The following is a 20074-nucleotide window of genomic DNA, read 5'->3' as shown; positions in this document are numbered from 1 at the left end:
TCGGAAGAACACGCCGCGACCGCGGTGTTTTTCCCCGATGGTCACCAAACTAACTCGAGTAGATGACTACGGGCCAGCCCGAATCCCCCACTGACGCCGACCTCGAGTGGTGTTACGACGCGGTTCACGGCGTTTCGCGGACCTTCTCGATTACGATCGACCGGCTCGAGGAGCCGATGGCGAGACACATCTGTGTCGGCTACCTCCTGTGCCGGATCGCCGACACGATCGAGGATGCGGGCCACATCCCGCCGGACGTACAGACGGAGCTGCTCACGAGGTACGATCGACTGCTCGATCCGGACGCTGACAGCTCCGTCTCGGCGTTCATGGACGACGTCGAGCCGTGGATTCCCGACGAACGAACGCAGGACTGGACGGTCGTCGCTGAGACGCCCCGCGTCCTGCGAACGTTCGAATCGTTCGAGGAGGAACCTCGCGAGATTATGCGCGAACCGGTCCGCGAACTCGTCGACGGGATGGCGATGTTCACCGATCGCTACGCGAGCGAGGGCGGATTGCGCCTCCAGACGATCGAGGAACTCGAGGAGTACTGCTGGTACGCCGCCGGCACCGTCGGCACCCTGATCACCGGGTTGGTCGCCCGAGGAACCTCGCAGGAACGCGCCGACGAGATGCGGGGGAACGCCCGATCGTTCGCGCTCCTCCTCCAGTTGGTCAACATCGCGAAGGACGTAGACGACGACTATCGCGAGGAGAACAACGTCTACCTCCCCGCCGAGTGGCTCGCGGCGGAGAACGTCGACGTCGAATCGGTGACCGACGAGGACCACCACGGTGGCGTCACGAACGTCATCAAGCGGGTGACGAGTCGCGCCGAACACTATCTCGACGACGCTCATCGCTACCTCGAGGTCGTGCCCGAACACCACGGCAACCGGCTCTCGGCGTGGGCGATCCCCTACCTGCTCGCGGTCGGCACCCTCCGGGAGCTGCGCGAACGTCCCGAGGATGTCGTCCGCGAGGGCGACGTCAAGGTGTCTCGAGCAGAGGTGTTCGCCCTCCTCCAGCAGTTCGAGGACGGCGTCTCTCGCTCGCGACTGGACGAACTCCGCGCCAAGATGTCGGAGCAGCCGCTCCACCAGTGAGCGCTGGCGGCCGCTGCTGAGACGATGCGACGAGTTTGCTTGCAGTAGCACTCGGTCGGCCCACTGTTTCTGTGAATCCCCCGGACTGCGTTTCTCGAGGAGCCCCGCGTTCGATGAGAGACACAAAGCATATCAGATATACCGAACGAGAGGTGGGAAACAGCTGGTTGAAGCCGACGAACGTCGATCCGTAATCGACTGCCGGACCTGAATTCGGCGTTCGATACCCCGATCAACGGGAACGGAGTGATCGAGTCCCCATGAACACCATCTCCCACCGTCCATGACCGATATCGGTTCGACCCACTCTCGAACGGATCGGCTGCGAGCGCGGGCTCGCGATGCGCTCGAGCAGCGATTCGGTATCGACGCGCGTGCGCTCGCCGCGTTCCGTATCACACTCGGACTCATTCTATTGGTCGACATCCTTCACCGGTCGCGGTATCTCGTCACGTTCTACACCGACGACGGGGTGCTCCCGCGGGCGCTGCTCTTCGAACAGTACCCGACCGCGACGTACTCGATTCACGCCCTCTCGGTGGAGCCGTGGGTACAGACGCTGTTGTTCGGCTGTGGGGCAGTCGTCGCCGTCGCGTTGCTCGTCGGCTATCGGACGCGGACCGCGACCGTCCTCTCGCTCGTCCTGCTCGTCTCGATGCAGTACCGAAACCCGTTCCTGCTGAACGGCGGCGACAGGCTCCTCCACGAACTGGTGTTTCTGGCCGTGTTCCTGCCGCTCGGAACGCGCTGGTCGATCGACGCGCTGGGCGATGCCGGTGATGCCGATGGTGACGAGTGCGGATCGGACCCCGGAGAGGGCTCCAATGGTAGCCCGATGATCGTCACGCCGGCGACCGCAGCGATGCTCGGCTCTATCGTCGTCGTCTTCGTTAGTAACGCACTCCGCAAGGCCGAGGGCGACACCTGGCACAGCGGCGAAGCGCTGCACTACGCGCTCCGCCAGGACCACATGACCGTTCTGCTGGGAAACCACGCCGTGAACTCTCCGCTCTTCCTCGAGGTCGGGACCTACGTCTGGGCGGGGCTGGTGACCGGCGCACCGCTGTTGCTCCTGCTCACCGATCGCCTCCGAACCGTGTACGCCATCGCGTTCATCGCGGCGGTCACCGGAATGGCCCTCTCGATGGCCGTCGGCCTCTTCCCCGCCGTTCTGGCCGGTGCGTTCCTCCTGTTTCTCCCGCCGCGGGTCTGGGACGCGCTCGAGTCCGTCGGGGCCGCTGCCGTCGATCGAGTCGGTGTCCTCGAGCGCATCGTCGCGACGTTCCGGGCGCTGACCGGTCGCCTGCGCCGACCGCGAACGCTGGGTTCGCTGTGGACGGAACCGATCCGGCGACGGAAACGACAGTGCTGGTCGGTGATCGTTACCTGTCTGCTGCTCGGCGTCGTCCTCTGGAGCGTCGCGCTCCTCGGTGTGGCGGACCCGTTCGAACCGATCGACTCGGTCGAGCCCGAGGACCACCAGTGGGAGATGTTCGCCCCCGATCCGAGCACGAGTTACGGCTGGTACGTGGTCGAAGCAGAGATCGACGGCGGGGAAAATCTCGACGTCCTCCGAGGAACGAAACTCCGGACCGAACCACCACCGGACGCCGCCGAGACGCTCCCGGATTTCCGGTGGCGCAAGTACCTGAACTCGCTGTCCGACAGCGACGAGCGCGCCGACCGGTTCGCTGCGCACATGTGCGAGACGGCGAGCGCACAGACCGCCGCCCCAGTCCGAAGCGTCGCCGTGACCTACACCAATCAGCCGATCGTTCTCGAGGGCGAACCGAAAGCGCCGACGACTGGTAGGGTGGTCGAGCAGTCGTGTTCGTCCGACGACGATACTCCCGACCGGAACCCTGAATTGGGGGTGGCCCTAACCTGAGGTAACAGATGAGCGAAGCGGTACCTGACGACCACCCGATCATCCTCTTCGACGGCGTCTGCAACCTCTGTAACGGGTTCGTCCAGTTCGTTCTGCCCCGGGATACGGCAGGGACGTTCCGCTTCGCGTCGCTCCAGTCCGATATCGGCACGGCGTTGCTCGCCGAGCACGGCCTGCCGACCGACGAACTCGAGTCGATCGTCCTGATCGAGGGCGACGACTGCTACGTGAAGTCGAGTGCGGTCATCCGGATCGCGCGGCTCCTCGGTGGCGGCTACGCGCTGCTCGGCCCGTCTCGATTCCTGCCGCGTCGGCTCCGGGACTGGGCCTACGACTTCGTCGCCGCACGCCGCTATCGTTGGTTCGGCAAGAGAAACCAGTGTGCCATGCCGCCGGCCGACGTGGACGTCGGTGCGCGGTTCCTCGAGTGAGACGTCGATGAGTCCCGGTTTGCGGTTCAATCGAGACCGATAGCCAGCCGTCGACCGAGCAGTGCGAGCGGGTAGCCGAACGCGGTGACGGTCGCGACCCACGGCAACAGCAGGAGGCCGTACAGGGTCGGCCCGTACCCGAATACGGAAACGGGAGCGACGGCTGCGATCGCGGCGACCGGCGTGAGCGCGGCGACGGCGATGGGACCGACCGGGCGTCGTCCACGCTCGGACGCGTGACCGATCGGGAGACAGAGCGCGGTCGCCAGTCCGAAGCAGAGCGGGAACGCGTAGACGGGCGGTCCGGCGAACAGGAGGGTGGTCCCCGCGGCGACGATCGTCGCGAGCGCCGACAGACCGATCAGTCCGCGGGTCTCGAGCCGACTGCCGAGACGACGCGCCGTGCACCCCAGCAGCGCGTAGCCGACCCCGAGGGACGCCAGCACGACGGCTCCCGGCGCGAGGCCGGCATCGGTCGAGACCGCACCGATAACGAGGAAGCCGACCGCCCCGACGGATCCGACGGCGACGATCAACCGCTCGAGCGTCGCAGCGTCGACGGCCGCGCTCCCCCAGTCGGATCGACCGATCGTGACTCCGACGAGTCCGATCAGGATTCCAGGGACGACTCCGCCACGTATGCCGTGATCGAGTGCCGTCGGACCGACCTCGAGAGCGATCGTCGCGTACCCGCTCGCGGTGCCGAGAACACCGGCACTGCCGTAGGTGACGTACGTCTGCCTGTCGAAGCCGCCGCCCTGAGTCCACGTTGCGGCGTTGCCGTCGACGCTGGCGCGGGACGGCCGGTTCGTCACGGCCGTCCCCTCAGGCGTGTGGATCGTCACCCGATCGGCCGCTACCACATAGCGGGTGTTCGACGTCCCGACGGCGAAGTAGTCGACGAGCCAGGTCTCGCCGACGCCCCGTCGAGCGACGTCGTCGACGGTGTAGTTCACGACGACGGTCTCGTTCTCGAGCGCCGTCTCGACGGAGTGAACGTCTCCTTCGGCGCCGTGATAGCGCGTCCACGCGTCGTCGACTGCGGCCTCGAGCGCGCTCGTATTAGTCCGGTAGCGCTCTGCGGCCGAGTCGGTGATCGGAACGCGAGCCTGCCAGTGCGAATCGCCCGCGTCGTCGACGTAGATGTCGAGCGTCCCGGGTTCGGTCGACCCGTCGATACCGCGCTCTCCCGCGAGTCCGTCCCCGCAGACGCCACAGAGTTGGGTCGGCGGAGGTGCGCCGGCGACGGTTGCGACGCCGGCGACTCCGAGGAGGGAACAAAGGAGCACAGCGACGGCGAGTCGGACGGTTCGCATCGACTCGAGCTACGGATGTCTGGCAGAAATAAATTGTGTATAGTTGAAGTTTTTCTCGCCCGAACGAGCGCTGCGATTCGGCTACTCGTACTCGTAGAATCCCTCGCCCGTCTTCTTCCCGAGATCGCCGGCTTCGACCTTTCGTTTGAGGAGGTAGGCGGGCTGGTAGCGGTCCCCCAGTTCCTCGTGGAGCGTTTCGGAGGCGTGCAGACAGATGTCCAGTCCGATGTGATCCGCGAGGGTGAGCGGTCCCATCGGCACGTTCGTTCCGAGTTCCATGCCCGTATCGATGTCCTCCTTCGACGCGACGCCCTCGTCGTAGGCCCGGATCCCCTCGTTGATCCACGGCATCAGAATCCGGTTGGTGACGAACCCGGGTTTGTCGTCGGCCTCCCAGGTCGTCTTCTCGAGGTCTTCGGCGAGTTCGTGGGCCAGTTCGGTCGCGTCGTCGGTCGTCTTCTCGCCGACGACGACCTCGACGCCCTCCATGATCGGAACCGGGTTCATGAAGTGCAGGCCGATCACCCGTTCTGGGGACTCGAGGTCGGCCGCGATCGAGGTGATCGAGATCGTGCTCGTGTTCGTCGCCAGCATGACGTCCTCGTCACAGACCCGCTCGAGGTCGGCGAAGATCTCCCGTTTAACCTCCAGTTCCTCGAGTGCGGCCTCGACGACGATATCGCAGTCCGCGAGGTCCTCGAGGAGCGTCGTCCCCTCGATCCGGTCGCGGATCGTCTCGGGGTCCGCCTCGAGATCGCCTCGCGTGTCCAGACGCCCGAGGCTGTCGTCGATGGTGTCAAAACCGTTTTCGACGAACTCCGATTCGATGTCGCGCATCACCACGTCGTAGCCGTGCGTGGCGGCGACCTGTGCGATACCGCTGCCCATCGTGCCTGCACCGACCACGCCGATCCGGTCGATCTGCTCGCGAACCATACGGACGCTTCCCTCGTCGTGGCCGTAAGCGTGCTGGTGAGAGTCGCGTTGTGCCGTGGAGAACTCGACCGGGACGGGACGAACTGGTTGTTGAAGCGACAGGTGAGGATAAGTTTCAAGGCAAGAGAGTGTGAGCTACGTATAACCGGTGGATCGCGTGAGCAAGAAAGACGTCGCCAGCGACGCGGGAACGGGGACAACGAGTGAGAGCACGACCGACGAGACCGGCGTCGTCGATATCGGTATCACCGTCGACGTCTGCGGCGACGATCCAGAGACCGATGGTGACGCCGACACTATCGAACTCGAGTTCGACGAGGAAGAGCGACTCGAGGCGGCCGAGTCGACCGAGGCGTCCGCTGAGACCGACACACATCCAGCGTCTGCGCTCGAGGCCGACGAACGCGAAGCGCTCGAGGAGTGCGATATCGATCCGGACGCGGTCGCGGAGAAGGAGTACTCCTACCGGCTGTTATTGGACGATGGGGTCGACGAGTCGGTCGCCAGCACCCTCCGAAGGCGGTTCTCGCTGCCGTGGTCGTTCGAGTCCGACGGCGACCTCGGTCGACGGTCGACGGAGGTGCGGGGACTCGGCGACGCTGAACGCGAGTGGATCGCCGTCAGCGGGGACGAGGGCTGGCAGACCTTCGAGTACGAACATGCGGGGCCGATCTCGGTCGGACGGGAGCGACCGTCGGAGCGGCCGTATCCGAAGCCGACCCCGATCACGACGGTGGCGGGTGTCGGTCCCGACGACGCCGAGGCGTTGGCCGAAGCCGGTGTCCGATCCGCGGAACGACTGGCGACGGTCGACGCGATGACGGTCGCACGCCTCCTCGAGTTGAATGTGTTGCACGTCCGAACGTGGCGTCACAATGCGCGCGAACTGCTCAAATAGGGTTTTTCGGCTTCATCGCCGAAACGAACTGCAGGTTTTTGACACGACCACTAGGCGAACGGTAGCCTAATTACTACTTTCGTACGCAATTTCTATAACCCGGATCATCAGAGATTTATAGCGGCCTGTTGGACCGTCTTACAGATGATTCCGATCGACGACTCTCCGATCGTTCGCGACGGCAAGTCACTGATTCTGGCGATGGACCACGGGCTCGAGCACGGCCCCGTCGACTTCGAGGCGGTCCCGGAGAAACTCGATCCGTCGACGGTCTTCGAGACGGCGACGCACGACGCCGTCACGTCGATCGCCGTCCAGAAGGGGATCGCGGAGGGCTACTACCCGAGCTACGAGGACGACGTCAACCTCCTCGTGAAACTCAACGGGACCTCGAACATGTGGATGGGCGAGCCCGATTCAGCGATCAACTGCTCGGTCGACTACGCGGCCGAGATCGGTGCCGACGCGGTCGGCTTCACCGTCTACAGCGGCTCGAACCACGAAGTCGAGATGTACGAGGAGTTCCGCCGAGTCCAGGAGAAGGCCCGCGAGTACGACCTCCCCGTCGTCATGTGGTCCTATCCGCGCGGCCAGGGACTCAAAAACGACACCAAACCGAGCACGATCTCCTATGCCACGCGCATCGCCCTCGAGATCGGTGCCGACATCGCGAAGGTCAAGTACCCCGGCAGCGCCGACGCCATGGAGCACGCCTGCAAGGCCGCAGGCGACATGAAGGTCGTCATGAGCGGCGGCTCGAAGACCTCCGACTACGACTTCTGCTCGACCGTCGAGTCCGCCGTCACCGCCGGCGCGAGCGGGCTCGCCGTCGGCCGCAACGTCTGGCAGCGCGAGAACCCGACGCAGATCCTCGACGCGCTCGAGGAGGTCATCTACGAGGAGGCGACCGCCGACGCTGCACTCGAGGCGACCGAATAGGATGACGGTCTCCGACCCAGTCGTCGAGAGCGTCGTGGCGACGATCAGCCGTTCGGCGACCGAGATCCGGCAGGGACTGATCGGTCGCCGTGGGACGGTCGACGAGGAGAATCCGAGCGGCGAGACCCAGGCCGAGGCCGACGTCTGGGCCGACGAGTTACTCGGCGACCGCCTCGCCGCAATCGACGGCGTCGGCCAGTACGCCAGCGAGGAGCGAGCAGAGATCGTCGACTGCGGCGACGACCCGTCGTCGACCGACGCGTACGCGGTCGCGGTGGATCCGCTCGACGGCTCCTCGAACCTCAAATCGAACAACGCGATGGGAACGATCTTCGGCGTCTACGACGCCGCGCTTCCCGCCCGCGGTGACACCCTCGTCGCCGCCGGCTTCGTCCTCTACGGACCGATCACGACGATGGTGATCGCGACCGACGAACTCATCACCGAGTACGAACTCTCCGGCGGCGAGCGGACCGTCGTCGACCGCGACGTGACCCTCCCCGCGGAACCGGTCGTCTACGGCTTCGGTGGCCGGGTTCCCGACTGGCCCGACGACTTCCGCGCGTACGCCCGGGAGATCGAATCGGAGCTCAAACTCCGCTACGGCGGCGCGCTGATCGGCGATGTCAATCAGGTGCTCACCTACGGCGGCACCTTCGGCTATCCGGGACTCGAGTCCCGGCCGGAGGGCAAGCTTCGCTTACAGTTCGAGGGGAACCCGATCGGCTACGTCGTCGAGCGGGCCGGCGGTCGCTCCTCGAACGGCTCGCAGTCGCTACTGACCGTCGAGCCCGACGACCTCCACGACCGGACACCGGTTCACGTCGGCAACGAGGAACTGATCGACCGGCTCGAGGACGCGCTCGCGTAGCTGTCGAGCGGCGGGTACCGGCGGCGTCACGACTGCCACAACTCACTTTTCCCGATCGCCGCCAGCCCAGGCCGCCGTCACGGCGACGTAGAGACCGATTCCACCGAACAGAACGCCGTAGAACGCCCAGCGGGGCCACCCCGTCTCGAGGAACACGAGCGTCAGCAACAGGACCCACAGCGAGATGACGAGCAGGTCGACGAGGAGGCGGAAGGCACCGCTCATGACCGCGCTAAGGCCCTGACGAGCGCGTCCGGTTCGTGATGACCGAGGAGTATCGTTACTCATTCGGGATCGGTCGGTGTTGTCGTCGTGCTGTGATCAGTCGGCGATCAGAAGTGGTAACCATGTTGTTCGGTCAGTCGATAGGCCCCGACGCCCCAGACGTAGCTCTGCCCGGGCCACCAGGTTCGGGCATTGTTGAACCCCGCGATGAGCACGTCGTCGTCCTCGCCCTCGGGGTCGCGGTGGTAGCTCACGGAGCCGCTGTCGCCATCGGTTAAATCCATCTCGCCGCCCCAGCGGATCTGTCCGCGGCGACAGAAGTCCTCGGTGAAACAGGTCACCGCATCGACGCCCTGGATCTTCCCGGTCGTGTGGCCGGTCAGTGCGCCGACTTTCTCGAGTTCCGCGTCCCGGGCGACGAGATCGGCGAGACCGAACCTGGTGAACTGGCCGCGAACGCGAGGTTGCGCCGGCGTGTTGATTCGGCTGGCGGGCTCGACTCGCCCGGACGGCTCGACGGCGGCGATGTCCTCGGTGGGGTGGTAGTGCGCGACGGTACCCAGTTCGATGGCCTCCTCCTCCTGTCGCGGGAGGGTGAGCGTGCTGCCCATCGCATCGTGGTCGTCCATGAACGCGTGTTCGGCCGTCACGAAGAATCGGCGCTCTCCGTCAGGGTGATACAGAGCCGGTCCGAGGGTCGCCATGCTCGTGGGAGTTTCACAGGCGACGCCGCTGGGGACCTGTCCATTCGGGAGCGCATCGACGAGTTGGGGTTCTCGGTGCTCCGGGCCGTTCTGGATGTCGTCGACGTCGATGATCGTCTCCTCATTGAGATCGATCCCCTCCGCGAATTCGCCGACCATTTCGGTGACGGAGTGGCCGTTGCCCGAGACGCCGACCGAGACCGCGGCGGTTCCGCTCTCGTGGTCGCCGGGAACGACTGCACTGCCGAGATAGCCGGTAAAGGCGATGTCGGCCAGCCGCTGGTTCACGTCGAAGGCCGTCTCGACGGCAGCGTACCACTTGGCGGGGACTGTCCGCGTTCGTTCTCGAATCGACCACGGATCATCGGGGTCGTCCCTGACGAGGGCGGTGACCACGGGTACCTCGCCGTCGTCGGCCGCGAGGAAATCGTCGACGCCGAGCCACGCGGCCATCCCGGCGGCGTAGCCGCCACTGATGAGGGTCCGAAGGAACGATCTGCGATCCATCCCTCGATCGAGCCGCTCGCGGACCGTCGCGAGCCGCTGAGCTAACCGATCTGTTTGTTCCTCCGACATATCGAAATACTGATTATCGCTACTGTCTCCGTTCCGCACCTGCAACCCGTCGCGGAACGGAACCGGTAACCATGAAAACGAACGTCGAAATCGGCGATAGGGGTTCTGCCTGCAGGTGCCGCCGACGGAAGTACCCCTCAGATCCGGCGATGTGAACGCCGTACCGGTGGTCTACGACGCACGCTCGAGACTCTCATCCGACACCGCCGTCTCGTCCGATTCGTACCACCGGAGTCCAACTCACATTGCGGGTGCGATATAATGACTGTATGACTGAACGCGAGCGTTTGTGACACGCAGCCGGTCAGTACCGATCGTCTCCGTGTTGGTGACCACGGGGGCACGACGCACTCTCGATCGGTTCGCGCCGCGACTGCGAGGTCCCTCCTCATTCGCTCGCGGCGAGCGCCGGACGATCGATGGCGATCGACCTGGCGCGAACCGTTCTCTCCGTTCCCTCTGTGCCTTCAACAGCGGGCCAACGTCCGCTCGTTTGAACCCGTACGAGGGAAAACGGTATCCGGCCGCCGGACACAGGGGGTAGCATGCGAGTTCGTATCGCGGCTGGTGCCGACGACGACGAGGCCGCAGCGATCGCCGCTGCCCTCGCCGATCATCTCGGCGAATCGGTCTCGGTGTACGTTGGCGACGAAACGGAGCCGACAGCGGTCCACGACCGCGACCGAGGCGCGGCCGTCCCGACCGACGGCGGTTCAAACGCGAGCGATAGCGGGGGCGATCGACCCGACGCCGATCGTGACGACGCCGAGCTCGGACCGACCGAACGAGAGGAACGACTGTGGGACGAGATCGCGGACATCCTCGAGGGCGGCCCCGAGAAGTACAAGAAACAGCTCCCCGACCAGGGGAAGCTATTCGTCCGCGATCGGCTCGAGCTGTGGTTTTCCGGCGAGGACAGCGAGCTGCGCTTCGAGGACGGCAAATTCGCGGCGTTCGACGACTGGCACCCCAGCGGAAGGGGGACCGACGGGGCCGGGGATGACGAGGGCGGGGATAGCGGTAGCAGGGAGGGATCCGACGCTGGTGGGGACAGTGATGACGGAGCCGCTGCCGCCGGCGACCGACTTCCGGCAGACGGGCTCATCACGGCCGCTGCCACATTCGAGGGCCGGGACGTCCACGTCATGGCCAACGACTACACCGTCAAGCGGGGTAGCATGGCCGCCAAGGGCGTCGAGAAGTTCCTCCGGATGCAACAGCGCGCGCTCAAGACGGGCAATCCGGTGTTCTACTTGATGGACTCCTCGGGCGGCCGGATCGACCAGCAGACCGGCTTCTTCGCGAACCGCGAGGGGATCGGGAAGTACTACTACAACCACTCGATGCTCTCCGGGCGGGTGCCACAGATCTGCGTGCTCTACGGCCCGAGTATCGCCGGCGCGGCCTACACCCCGGTCTTCGCGGACTTCACGATCATGGTCGAGGGAATGTCCGCGATGGCCATCGCCTCCCCGCGGATGGTGCGGATGGTCACCGGCGAGGACATCGATCTCCAGGAACTCGGCGGGCCGCAGGTCCACATGCGCGAGTCGGGCTCAGCGGATCTGATCGCGAGAGACGAGGAGCACGCTCGCGAGCTGGTGGCCCAGCTGGTCACCTACCTGCCGGACAACGCCGACGAGAAGCCGTCGAAACGGGAGCCGACGGCGCCCGCGAAGTCTCCGGACGGGATCGACGCCGTCGTCCCCCAGCAGCCGAACAAGGGGTACGACATGACCGACGTCATCGATCGGCTGGTCGATGAAGGGTCGTACTTCGAGTTACGACCCGATTACGGCCCGGAGATCATCACGGCCTACGCCCGGATCGACGGCCGGCCGGTCGGCATCGTCGCCAACCAGCCCGCCCACCGCGCCGGTGCGATCTTCCCCGACGCGGCCGAGAAGGCCGCGGAGTTCGTCTGGAAGTCGGACGCGTTCAATATCCCCTTACTCTACCTCTGTGACACCCCCGGCTTCATGGCCGGCTCGCAGGTCGAGAAGGACGGCATCCTCGAGCAGGGCAAGAAGCTGATCTACGCGACGTCCTCGGCGACGGTCCCCAAACAGACCGTCGTCGTCCGCAAGGCCTACGGCGCGGGGATCTACGCGATGGGCGGACCGGCCTACGATCCCGAGAGCGTCATCGGCCTGCCGTCGGGAGAAATCGCCATCATGGGTCCCGAAGCGGCGATCAACGCGGTCTATGCCCGTAAACTTGCCGAGATCGACGATCCCGAGGAACGCGAACGGATGGAAGAACGGCTTCGCGAGGAGTACCGCGAGGACATCGATATCCACCGGATGGCAAGCGACGTGGTCATCGACGAACTCGTCCCGCCGAGTCGGCTTCGCGAGGAACTGGCCGCTCGCTTCGATTTCTACACCGACGTCGAGAAGTCACTGCCGGACAAGAAACACGGGACGATCCTCTGACGACGGGGCGAACGACGGTTGGATCCGAGTCCCGAGTTCCAACCGAGGTTGCGGCAGACGCGTCGACAAAGACAGGGGTTATGACAGTCACGCCCCTGTCTCCGAACGATGTCGGAACCTGATTCCACCGTCGATAGTACACCGTCTCGATTCGGTCGTCTCCTCTTCGCAACCGGGCTCGCCGTTCTCGCGGTTCGGAACCTCACGAACCTCGAGGGGCGCATCGCTTATGCGGACGCGAAAGGCGTTCCGTCCGCGGATTCACTCGTCCCAGCGGCGAGCGGGCTTCTCCTCGGCGGAAGCGTCGGGATCGGACTCTGGAAGCTCCCGAAGCTGTCGGCTGCGAGCGTGATCGCGTTCTTCGCGGGAGTCACGCCCGTCATGCACGACTTCTGGGCCGTCGACCCCGAGTCACGCGGTGAAGAACTCACGTCCTTCCTGCAGAACCTCGCACTCATAGGCGCTGCGGTCGCCTTCTTCAGACGCGCTTGCGAGAACTGACCCGCTACTCGAATCGAATTTTTCCGTTTCTCGACTCGGTCGACCGTTTCGTTCGTCAGGTAGTACGTTATTACCGACACCGTCCAGTGAAGCCATCGAACAGCACTGCATACCCGCTTGCGAATCCGCTCTCGCTCGAGTCGACGACAGTTATGACGACTTACCGATGGCGGCTGCCGGCCTATGCCTGACATAACAATACACCGAACCCTGAAACAGGAGTGTACTCCCAGTGGCACGGCTCCGCCGGTTCGACTCCGGCAGGGAGGCTATGAGTTCCGAGGGCGCGTTCCTGCGCCACCGACTGCCAGGCAATGTCACGCCGGTCGACCTCGAGCGACTGTGCTGGGCGTTCGTCGCGCTCGCCCTGATCGCAGACGTCGTGACGACGTTCGTCGGCCTTCACCTGGGGCTCTCCGAGTCGAACCCGGCCGCTCGCGGAGCGATCGAGGGCTACGGCCTAGCCGGGATGCTCGCGCTGAAGGCGTTCGCGATCAGCGTCGGCCTGGTCTGTCGACCGCTCCTCGAGCAGGCATACCGTCCGATCGTCCCGGCGGGGCTCGCGATGCCGTGGCTGGTCGCCGCGGGGGTGAACCTCTACATGATTTCGCTCGTTCTCTGACGCCCCTCTCGTGATGTCGACCAGCTGTCCGACGGGCCGCGTTTCTTCCATCAGTATTTTTATCAGTTTATGCAGTAATTAGTCTCCTATGATAGGTAATCGAAGTGCAACGCGACGACGGTGGCTCCGCAGCTGCGGCTCAGTCGGTGTCGTCGGACTGGCTGGCTGTGTCAGCGATACCAGCGATGGCTCCGATACTACCGACGGATCGGACCGCAACACGCGTGATCTCGCCTTTCCACCGGGATTGAGTGCCGATGGTCTCGATGATTCGGCGGCGCTGTTCGACGCACACAGCGATGCGGTGTCGTCGATGTCGTTCACCGGTGAGTATACGGCGCAGACTCGACGGACGGACGAAGCGACCGGGGAGTCCGTGACGCTCGGTACCGAATCGTTCGATATCCGGGCGGAGCCCGATGCCGAACGCGTCGAAAAGATCACGTACGACGGTTGGACTGGACGAGAAGTGGACAAGCGGATCTACATCGAGGGAGATTACGGGGCGACGAGCGACGGTGGCCGGATGACTCACCGCACCGTAGAAGAGGTGCTCGAGACGTCGCTCGAGACGATGGCACACTGGGTGCAGAACGTAGACGGCGACTACGACGGCCCGGAGACGACCGAGACGGGGGACGTTCACGCCATCAGTGTCACGGCGATAGACACGCAGCGACTTCCGGGTGAGCCGGTCGACGAGGAGGGGACGATCCTCGTGGACGAGGACGGTCGAATCCACAGCGTTCGGATCCGCAAAACGACGGATCGAGAGGACGTTCGTCTCGAACTCGACCTCGAGTTCGAGTGCAGCGGGTTCGGCGAGACGACCGTCGCGGAGCCCGAGTGGGTCGACGGACTCGAGAACACGGGGCACGAACGCGTCGAAATCGAGCCCGGGACGGCGATCAATCTGGCGGCACGAGTTCCCGCCTGGGCCGGCGTCGAACCTGCAGCGATAACGGGGCTCGAGAACCCGACGTTGGTCCTCGAGGCGGGCGAATCGTACTCGATCGGCTGGTCTACCGGTGACGGCGCTGCACACAACATTCAGCTCGTAGACGAGAACGACGAGGTCGTCGACGACTACAGAACGGAGGTGGTCGCCGATCCAGCGGACGGCCAGCGACTCGACTTCACGGCGACCGAGGAGATAGCGGGATACGTCTGTGAACCACACGCGCCCTCGATGAACGGCGATATCGAGGTTCGGTGACCGGCGAGCCGGTCACGGGTTCCGCTCGAGGACGCGTCGCCACTCCCGAACTTCCTCGAGGACGGCGTTCCACTGCTCGGGACGCCCCGGAATCTCGCCGCCCGTCAGTCGCTTTCGTTCGGCCTCGAGTCGCTCGCGGATTCGACCGGGCTCCTCGACGTTCCAGAACGCGAGCTCCGAGCCGCTGGCCGTCTCGATCGTGACGGTCCCGTAGCCGACGAGGCGGCCGATCGGGTCCTGTTCGACGGTCGTGTTCTGGATCCGCTCGAGGGAGATCGTTCGGACCCGGATCCCGAACACACCATGGCGGGTCGCGGCCACCGAATCCGTGACGACGAACGCCGTCCGCGAGACGTGAGCGTACTGCCACAGCGCCGGCGCGACGACGACCGGAATTCCGACGACTGCGAGGACCGGTAGCACCTCGGTGACGACTCCGGCCAGCAGCGCCACCATTCCGACGAGTGCGAACGCCGCCCACGGCAACACGGTCTGGATTCGTGGGCTCCCCTGCCAGCGGATCCGCTCGCCGTCCGCGGACTCGAGCGGGAGCCACGCTGGATTCCCTGTCGGATCGCCGCCAGCCGACGGCCCCGTCGACTCCGCCGCCGAGTCAGACGGATTCGTCCGTGTCATACTCGGTTGCCTGTCGATTGTCGCTCCGATCGGTCGTTCGATCGCTCGTTCTGCGGGCGTCGCCACCGTTCGCTCGAACGGAGCGGTCGTCCTCGACGGCCTCGCGGATCGCTCGCAGTTCGGTGAGGATCGCCCCGAGGACGTCTTCGCTCGAGCGGCCGTCTGCCGACTCGCCGCGGTTTCGATCGACCCGCTCGCTGATCGTGCGCTGGACGGCTTTCGGGTCGGGGACCGATTTGAACGCCATCTCGACGCCGGATCCGCCGGCGGTGCTGACCTCGACGCTCCCGTAGCCGAAGTGGGTCCCGAGGGCGCTCTGGCTGTAGGAGATGTCCTGGACCTTCTCGTGTTCGATCCGCTTGACGTCCCGCGAGAGCACGCCGGTCTTCGCGTACAGCGCGCGGTTCGTCACGACGTAGTGGGTGTTGGTCACGCGGAGGTACTCGCTGACGATGATGACGATCCCGATCAGAACGATCGCGAGCGGAACCCCGATCGCGAACGCCGGGATGAGCGTTCGCCGGTCCGGGCCGCCGGCCCAGACGATCTCCTCGTCGCCGTCCAGCGAGAGCCACTCGAGGTCGGTTTCGTCGACGGCTGCGGGTTCGCTACTCATCGCGACCCTCCTCGTCCCCGTCCGTCTCGGCGTGCTCGCGTTTCAGCGAGAGCACGGTCCGGTCGAACTCGCAGACGAGCGGTTCGTCCAGATCGTTCGCTTTGAACGCCTCGACGTGCATCGTGACGATTCCGCGCTCGCCGTCGCTGGTCTCACGCTTGTCGGTGACCGTCGACTGGGCGTGGATCGTATCGCCGTGAAAGACCGGATTCGGGTGTTCGACCGCGTCGTAGGAGAGGTTCGCAACGATCGTCCCGTCGGTCGTCTCGGGAATCGAGACGCCGACCGCGAGCGACATCGTGTAGAGCCCGTTGACCAGCCGTTCCCCGAACTCGGTGTCGGCCGCGAACTCCCCGTCGAGGTGCAGGGGCTGCTGGTTCATCGTCATATCGCAAAAGCGCTGGTTGTCGCTCTCGGAGATCGTCCGCCGGCGATCGTGGGCGATGGTCTCGCCGACGGTGAACTCCTCGTAGTACAGTCCCGTCATAGGTCCGGAGTCACACAGTACCTACAAAAACGTGGTGCCGCGCTCGAGCGATGTGCGGGCTACACGGATCCGTTTGGCAGTCGAGCGGTCGGCGGAGTCGAACGTGTGCGAACGCGAACGCCTGCGGGAACCGCAGACGTATGCAAGGATCAGTCCGAAACCGGCTCGAGCGCGACCCTCGAATGGGTGAGTCATGTGACTGCACAGCGATTCGAGACGGCGGACGCCGATCCGGAGCGAGTAGCGGACACCGTCGCCGAGCGCGCAACGGCGGTCGACGACGGGTTCGACGGCCTCGCCGATGGGATCGCGGACGCGGATGTCGTCCTGCTGGGCGAGGCCTCGCACGGAACCTCGGAGTATTATCGGCTCCGAGCGCGGCTGACGGTGCGCCTGCTCGAGGAACGCGATTTCTCGTTCGTCGCAGTCGAGGGCGACTGGACGGACTGCTACGAGGTGACGGAGTACGTGACGGGCCGAACGGAGGCCGACGACGCCAGTGCGGTGCTCGCCGACTTCGATCGGTGGCCGACGTGGATGTGGGCTAACTGGGAGGTCGCCGAGTTCCTCGACTGGCTGGCCGAGTACAACGCCGACCGGCCCGTCAGCGAGCGGGCAGGGTTCTACGGACTCGACGTCTACAGCCTCTACGAGTCGATGGCCGCCGTGATCGACTACCTGCAGGATAGGGACCCCGAACTGGCCGACCGCGCCCGGGATGCCTACCACTGTTTCGAGCCCTACGGCGAGGACGCCCGTGAGTACGCCTCGTCGATCCGGCTCGTTCCCGAGGACTGCGAGGAGGAGGTACTCGAGGTCTTGCGAGAGCTCCGCGAGGAGGTTTCCGAGCGACATGCGGGCCGTGTGGACGACCGTAGTGAATCCGTCGACGCCGACGACCCGCTCGCCGACTTCGCCGCCGAACAGAACGCGCTCGTCGCGAAGAACGCCGAGTCCTACTACCGCGCGATGGCCCGCGGCGGGCGCGAGTCCTGGAACGTCCGCGACCGCCACATGAGCGAGACGCTCGAGCGGCTGCTCGAGTTCCACGACGGGCCCGGGATCGTCTGGGCGCACAACACGCACGTCGGCGACGCTCGCGCGACGACGATGCGAGATCGGGGCAAGCTCAACCTCGGTCAGCTCGCCCGCGAGGAGGTCTGTGACGACGATTCGGACGTCGCCGCGGTCGGTTTCGGCTCCCACCGCGGAACCGTCGTCGCCGGCGACGAGTGGGGCGCGCGGATGGAACGGATGACCGTTCCCGAGGCGAAAGCGGGGAGTTACGAGGACGTGTTTCATCGGGCCGGCCTCGAGGACGGGATCCTCGAGTTCGATCGCGGATACGGGGTCGCAGACGATGCGGACGACGATCCGCTCGCGGATCCCCGCGGCCATCGAGCGATCGGCGTCGTCTATAACCCCGACTACGAGGGTGGCAACTACGTCCGGACGGTGCTGCCGGATCGGTACGACGCGTTCGTTCACGTCGACGAGACCGAGGCGCTCTACCCGTTCGACATCGAGGGCGGTGAGACGCCGCCGGAAACATACCCCTGGGGCGTCTGATGATCGTCGATAGCGCAGTTCGGCGCTGTCGTGATTCTCCGACTCGGTTATGCTTTCGAACGAAACGGCCGTAAGTGGTCGTGTATCACTCTGTTTCTCCGACACCCGAGCGACCAGTTTGGAATCTTTTTCTTTTCTCAGAAGATTGATGTTAGTTCCGAATTAGTATCCGCTATGGTCTCTCGAGAGCTGTCCGCCCAAATCGGCGCTCTTTCCGTCGCGTTCCTCCTATTGCTCGTCACTGCGTACTTCGATGTCGGAGTCGGGACAGGACCGGCTGCGATCGCAGTAGCGCTGCTCTTTAATGGCATTATTTTCGGCGGTGCACACCTCTATCTCGCCCTTCGGGGCGACGACGGGATGGTTCCGGTCGAGGCACGGTGGCGCTACGTGGCGATGCTCGGCGGGCTACTCGGTGGCGGAGCGCTCGTCTACGGCGGCGACCGAACGATCGCGACTGTCACACTCAGTACGATCGGAATCGCGGTTATGGTTCTTGCAGTCAGTAGTTATCTCGTCACCGAAACGATTGCCAGCTATCGTGACACTCGCGCAGAGTGAGGGGAGGCTGTATCCGCGCCAGTTCTCGCGTCTGTTCGAAAACCGACGTTGAGCTACTGTCTACCGCGACGTTATTCGACCATGTCGGTCTCCTCACCGGCGTCCTGCTGGACCCAGATCGTCTTCGTGTTGACGAATTCCCGAATGCCGTGTCGCGCGAGTTCTCGGCCGTAGCCCGAGTCCTTCACGCCGCCGAAGGGGAGTCGGGGATCGGACTTGACGAGTTCGTTGACGAACGCCAGCCCCGACTCGAACTGGCGGGCGACGCGCTCGCCGCGCTCGAGGTCCTCGGTCCAGACGCTCGCGCCGAGCCCGAAGCGGGTGTCGTTAGCCTTCTCGATGGCGGCTTCCTCGTCGGGGACCCGGAAGACGGTTGCGACGGGGCCGAACAGCTCCTCCTGATCCGCGGGCGCGTTTTCGGGAACGTCGGTGAGCACCGTCGGCGGGTAGAACGCCCCGTCGCGGTCCATCGGCTCGCCGCCGAGTTCGAGTTCCCCGCCCTGCTCGAGCGTCTCCTCGACCTGTCCGTGAAGGTCCTCCATGAGGTCCTCGCGGGCCTGCGGGCCGATGTCGGTGTCCTCGTTCATCGGATCACCGACGGTCTGGGCCGCCATCTCGTCGACGAACCGGTCGAGGAACTCGTCGTAGACGTCGTCGACCACGATGAAACGCTTGGCCGCGATACAGGACTGGCCGTTGTTGATGAGTCGGGCCTGCACCGCCGTTTCAACGGTTTCGTCCATCGGCGCGTCCTCGAGGACGACGAAGGGGTCGCTCCCGCCCAGCTCGAGGACGTTCTTCTTGAGCTGGCTTCCGGCGGTCTCGGCGACTGCTCGGCCCGCGCCGTCGCTGCCGGTGAGGGTGACGCCTGCGACGCGGTCGTCCTCGATCACGTTGTCGATCTCGTCGGAACTGATCAGGAGCGACGTGAACGCGCCATCGGGGAACCCCGCCTGCTCGAAGACATCCTGAATGGCCTGCGCACAGCCGGGGACGTTCGAGGCGTGTTTCAGCAGGCCGACGTTGCCCGCGGCGAGGTTCGGCGCGGCGAAGCGAAACACCTGCCAGAACGGGAAGTTCCAGGGCATGATCGCCAGCACTGGACCGAGCGGCTGGTAGGCCACGACCGTGCGGGCGCTCTCGTCGCTCGCGATGACCTCGTCCTGGAGGTGCTCAGCGGCGGTCTCGGCGTAGTAGTCACAGACCCACGCGCACTTCGCGACTTCGTCGTGGGCCTGCCCGATCGGTTTCCCCATCTCTTCGGTCATCAGGCGGGCGTAGTCGTCCTCGTTCTCCCGCAAGACGTCGGCCGCTTTCGCCAGGAGCCGCTGGCGCGTCTCGATCGGCGTCTCGCTCCACTCTTCGAATGTCTCGCTCGCGCGCTCGAGGCGATCCTCTCGTTCCTCGTCCGACGTCTCCTCGAAGCTGTCGACCACGTCTCCGGTCGCTGGATTGGTGCTTTCGATGGACACGTGGTGTCCGACTACGACGAAGCGCTTAGTACGCAGGGCTGCCCACTACGGGACGGGCCAGTTCGT

At 65.1% G+C, this 20074-nt stretch carries 20 protein-coding genes; 12 read left to right on the top strand and 8 right to left on the bottom strand.

The window, feature by feature from the left end; genetic code table 11:
- Window positions 1-62: 62 nt before the first annotated feature.
- From HYG81_RS35640 to HYG81_RS35630, 3 genes are all read left to right on the top strand, one after another.
- A complete protein-coding gene (locus HYG81_RS35640) occupies window positions 63-1109 on the top strand; it encodes a phytoene/squalene synthase family protein (RefSeq protein ID WP_180840897.1) in 1047 nt (348 codons plus the stop codon).
- 283 nt (window positions 1110-1392) lie between these two features.
- Window positions 1393-2997 carry an HTTM domain-containing protein gene (locus tag HYG81_RS35635; protein ID WP_180840896.1) on the top strand — a complete coding sequence of 535 codons (1605 nt, stop codon included), beginning with the start codon at window positions 1393-1395 and terminating at the stop codon, window positions 2995-2997.
- Window positions 2998-3005: 8 nt separating this feature from the next.
- Complete coding sequence (locus HYG81_RS35630; protein ID WP_180840895.1) at window positions 3006-3428, top strand: thiol-disulfide oxidoreductase DCC family protein; 423 nt, start codon at window positions 3006-3008, stop codon at window positions 3426-3428.
- Between the two features lie 26 nt (window positions 3429-3454).
- On the opposite strand, the gene HYG81_RS35625 is transcribed toward HYG81_RS35630, so the two are convergent.
- Both HYG81_RS35625 and HYG81_RS35620 read right to left on the bottom strand, forming a co-directional pair.
- On the bottom strand, window positions 3455-4744 hold the full coding sequence (locus HYG81_RS35625; RefSeq protein ID WP_180840894.1) for a hypothetical protein: 1290 nt from the start codon (window positions 4742-4744) through the stop codon (window positions 3455-3457).
- An 81-nt stretch (window positions 4745-4825) separates the two neighbouring features.
- Window positions 4826-5680 carry a 3-hydroxyacyl-CoA dehydrogenase family protein gene (locus tag HYG81_RS35620; protein WP_180840893.1) on the bottom strand — a complete coding sequence of 285 codons (855 nt, stop codon included), beginning with the start codon at window positions 5678-5680 and terminating at the stop codon, window positions 4826-4828.
- A 157-nt stretch (window positions 5681-5837) separates the two neighbouring features.
- On the opposite strand from HYG81_RS35620, the gene HYG81_RS35615 reads away from it, so the two are divergent.
- From HYG81_RS35615 to HYG81_RS35605, 3 genes are all read left to right on the top strand, one after another.
- The gene (locus tag HYG81_RS35615) at window positions 5838-6578 is read left to right on the top strand and encodes a helix-hairpin-helix domain-containing protein (RefSeq protein WP_180840892.1); all 741 of its coding nucleotides are present in this window, start codon (window positions 5838-5840) and stop codon (window positions 6576-6578) included.
- A 144-nt stretch (window positions 6579-6722) separates the two neighbouring features.
- Window positions 6723-7517, top strand: a complete 795-nt coding sequence (locus tag HYG81_RS35610) for a class I fructose-bisphosphate aldolase (RefSeq protein WP_180840891.1) — start codon at window positions 6723-6725, stop codon at window positions 7515-7517.
- Window position 7518: 1 nt separating this feature from the next.
- Window positions 7519-8388, top strand: coding sequence for a class 1 fructose-bisphosphatase (locus HYG81_RS35605; RefSeq protein ID WP_180840890.1), 870 nt, complete (start codon window positions 7519-7521; stop codon window positions 8386-8388).
- Between the two features lie 42 nt (window positions 8389-8430).
- Here the strand turns inward: HYG81_RS35605 and HYG81_RS35600 are convergent, their stop codons facing one another.
- Together HYG81_RS35600 and HYG81_RS35595 are read right to left on the bottom strand one after the other, a co-directional pair.
- A complete protein-coding gene (locus HYG81_RS35600) occupies window positions 8431-8613 on the bottom strand; it encodes a DUF8119 family protein (protein WP_340674427.1) in 183 nt (60 codons plus the stop codon).
- A gap of 107 nt (window positions 8614-8720) precedes the next feature.
- On the bottom strand, window positions 8721-9893 hold the full coding sequence (locus HYG81_RS35595) for a hypothetical protein (RefSeq protein ID WP_180840888.1): 1173 nt from the start codon (window positions 9891-9893) through the stop codon (window positions 8721-8723).
- 545 nt (window positions 9894-10438) lie between these two features.
- Here HYG81_RS35595 and HYG81_RS35590 point away from each other — a divergent pair.
- The 4 genes from HYG81_RS35590 (at window position 10439) to HYG81_RS35575 (ending at window position 14667) form a co-directional block, all read left to right on the top strand.
- A complete protein-coding gene (locus HYG81_RS35590) occupies window positions 10439-12328 on the top strand; it encodes an acyl-CoA carboxylase subunit beta (protein WP_180840887.1) in 1890 nt (629 codons plus the stop codon).
- A 108-nt stretch (window positions 12329-12436) separates the two neighbouring features.
- On the top strand, window positions 12437-12829 hold the full coding sequence (locus HYG81_RS35585) for a DoxX family protein (protein ID WP_180840886.1): 393 nt from the start codon (window positions 12437-12439) through the stop codon (window positions 12827-12829).
- Window positions 12830-13100: 271 nt separating this feature from the next.
- The gene (locus HYG81_RS35580) at window positions 13101-13451 is read left to right on the top strand and encodes a DUF5658 family protein (protein ID WP_180840885.1); all 351 of its coding nucleotides are present in this window, start codon (window positions 13101-13103) and stop codon (window positions 13449-13451) included.
- Between the two features lie 88 nt (window positions 13452-13539).
- Window positions 13540-14667: a plastocyanin/azurin family copper-binding protein gene (locus tag HYG81_RS35575; RefSeq protein ID WP_180840884.1), complete on the top strand. Its 1128-nt coding sequence runs from the start codon at window positions 13540-13542 to the stop codon at window positions 14665-14667.
- A 12-nt stretch (window positions 14668-14679) separates the two neighbouring features.
- On the opposite strand, the gene HYG81_RS35570 is transcribed toward HYG81_RS35575, so the two are convergent.
- From HYG81_RS35570 to HYG81_RS35560, 3 genes are read right to left on the bottom strand one after another with little or no spacing between them, the layout of a single operon-like run.
- Entirely contained in the window at window positions 14680-15303 is a 624-nt protein-coding gene (locus HYG81_RS35570) for a PH domain-containing protein (RefSeq protein ID WP_180840883.1), read from the bottom strand.
- The gene (locus HYG81_RS35565; protein WP_180840882.1) at window positions 15281-15919 is read right to left on the bottom strand and encodes a PH domain-containing protein; all 639 of its coding nucleotides are present in this window, start codon (window positions 15917-15919) and stop codon (window positions 15281-15283) included. The genes HYG81_RS35570 and HYG81_RS35565 overlap by 23 nt, the downstream gene beginning before the upstream one ends.
- On the bottom strand, window positions 15912-16406 hold the full coding sequence (locus HYG81_RS35560) for a MaoC family dehydratase (protein WP_180840881.1): 495 nt from the start codon (window positions 16404-16406) through the stop codon (window positions 15912-15914). Before HYG81_RS35560 ends, HYG81_RS35565 begins: the two co-directional genes overlap by 8 nt.
- 105 nt (window positions 16407-16511) lie before the next feature.
- Between HYG81_RS35560 and HYG81_RS35555 the strand changes: the two genes are divergently transcribed.
- Window positions 16512-17975 (top strand): erythromycin esterase family protein, encoded by a 1464-nt coding sequence (locus HYG81_RS35555; protein WP_226777502.1) that lies wholly within the window; start codon window positions 16512-16514, stop codon window positions 17973-17975.
- A 174-nt stretch (window positions 17976-18149) separates the two neighbouring features.
- On the top strand, window positions 18150-18536 hold the full coding sequence (locus HYG81_RS35550) for a hypothetical protein (RefSeq protein WP_180840880.1): 387 nt from the start codon (window positions 18150-18152) through the stop codon (window positions 18534-18536).
- A gap of 71 nt (window positions 18537-18607) precedes the next feature.
- Here HYG81_RS35550 and HYG81_RS35545 read toward each other — a convergent pair whose 3' ends face one another.
- Window positions 18608-20008, bottom strand: a complete 1401-nt coding sequence (locus tag HYG81_RS35545; protein ID WP_180840879.1) for an NAD-dependent succinate-semialdehyde dehydrogenase — start codon at window positions 20006-20008, stop codon at window positions 18608-18610.
- Between the last annotated feature and the right edge of the window lie 66 nt (window positions 20009-20074).

The sequence above is a fragment of the Natrinema zhouii genome, from assembly GCF_013456555.2.
Taxonomy (GTDB): domain Archaea; phylum Halobacteriota; class Halobacteria; order Halobacteriales; family Natrialbaceae; genus Natrinema; species Natrinema zhouii.
This window is presented reverse-complemented; position numbering and strand designations above follow the sequence as displayed.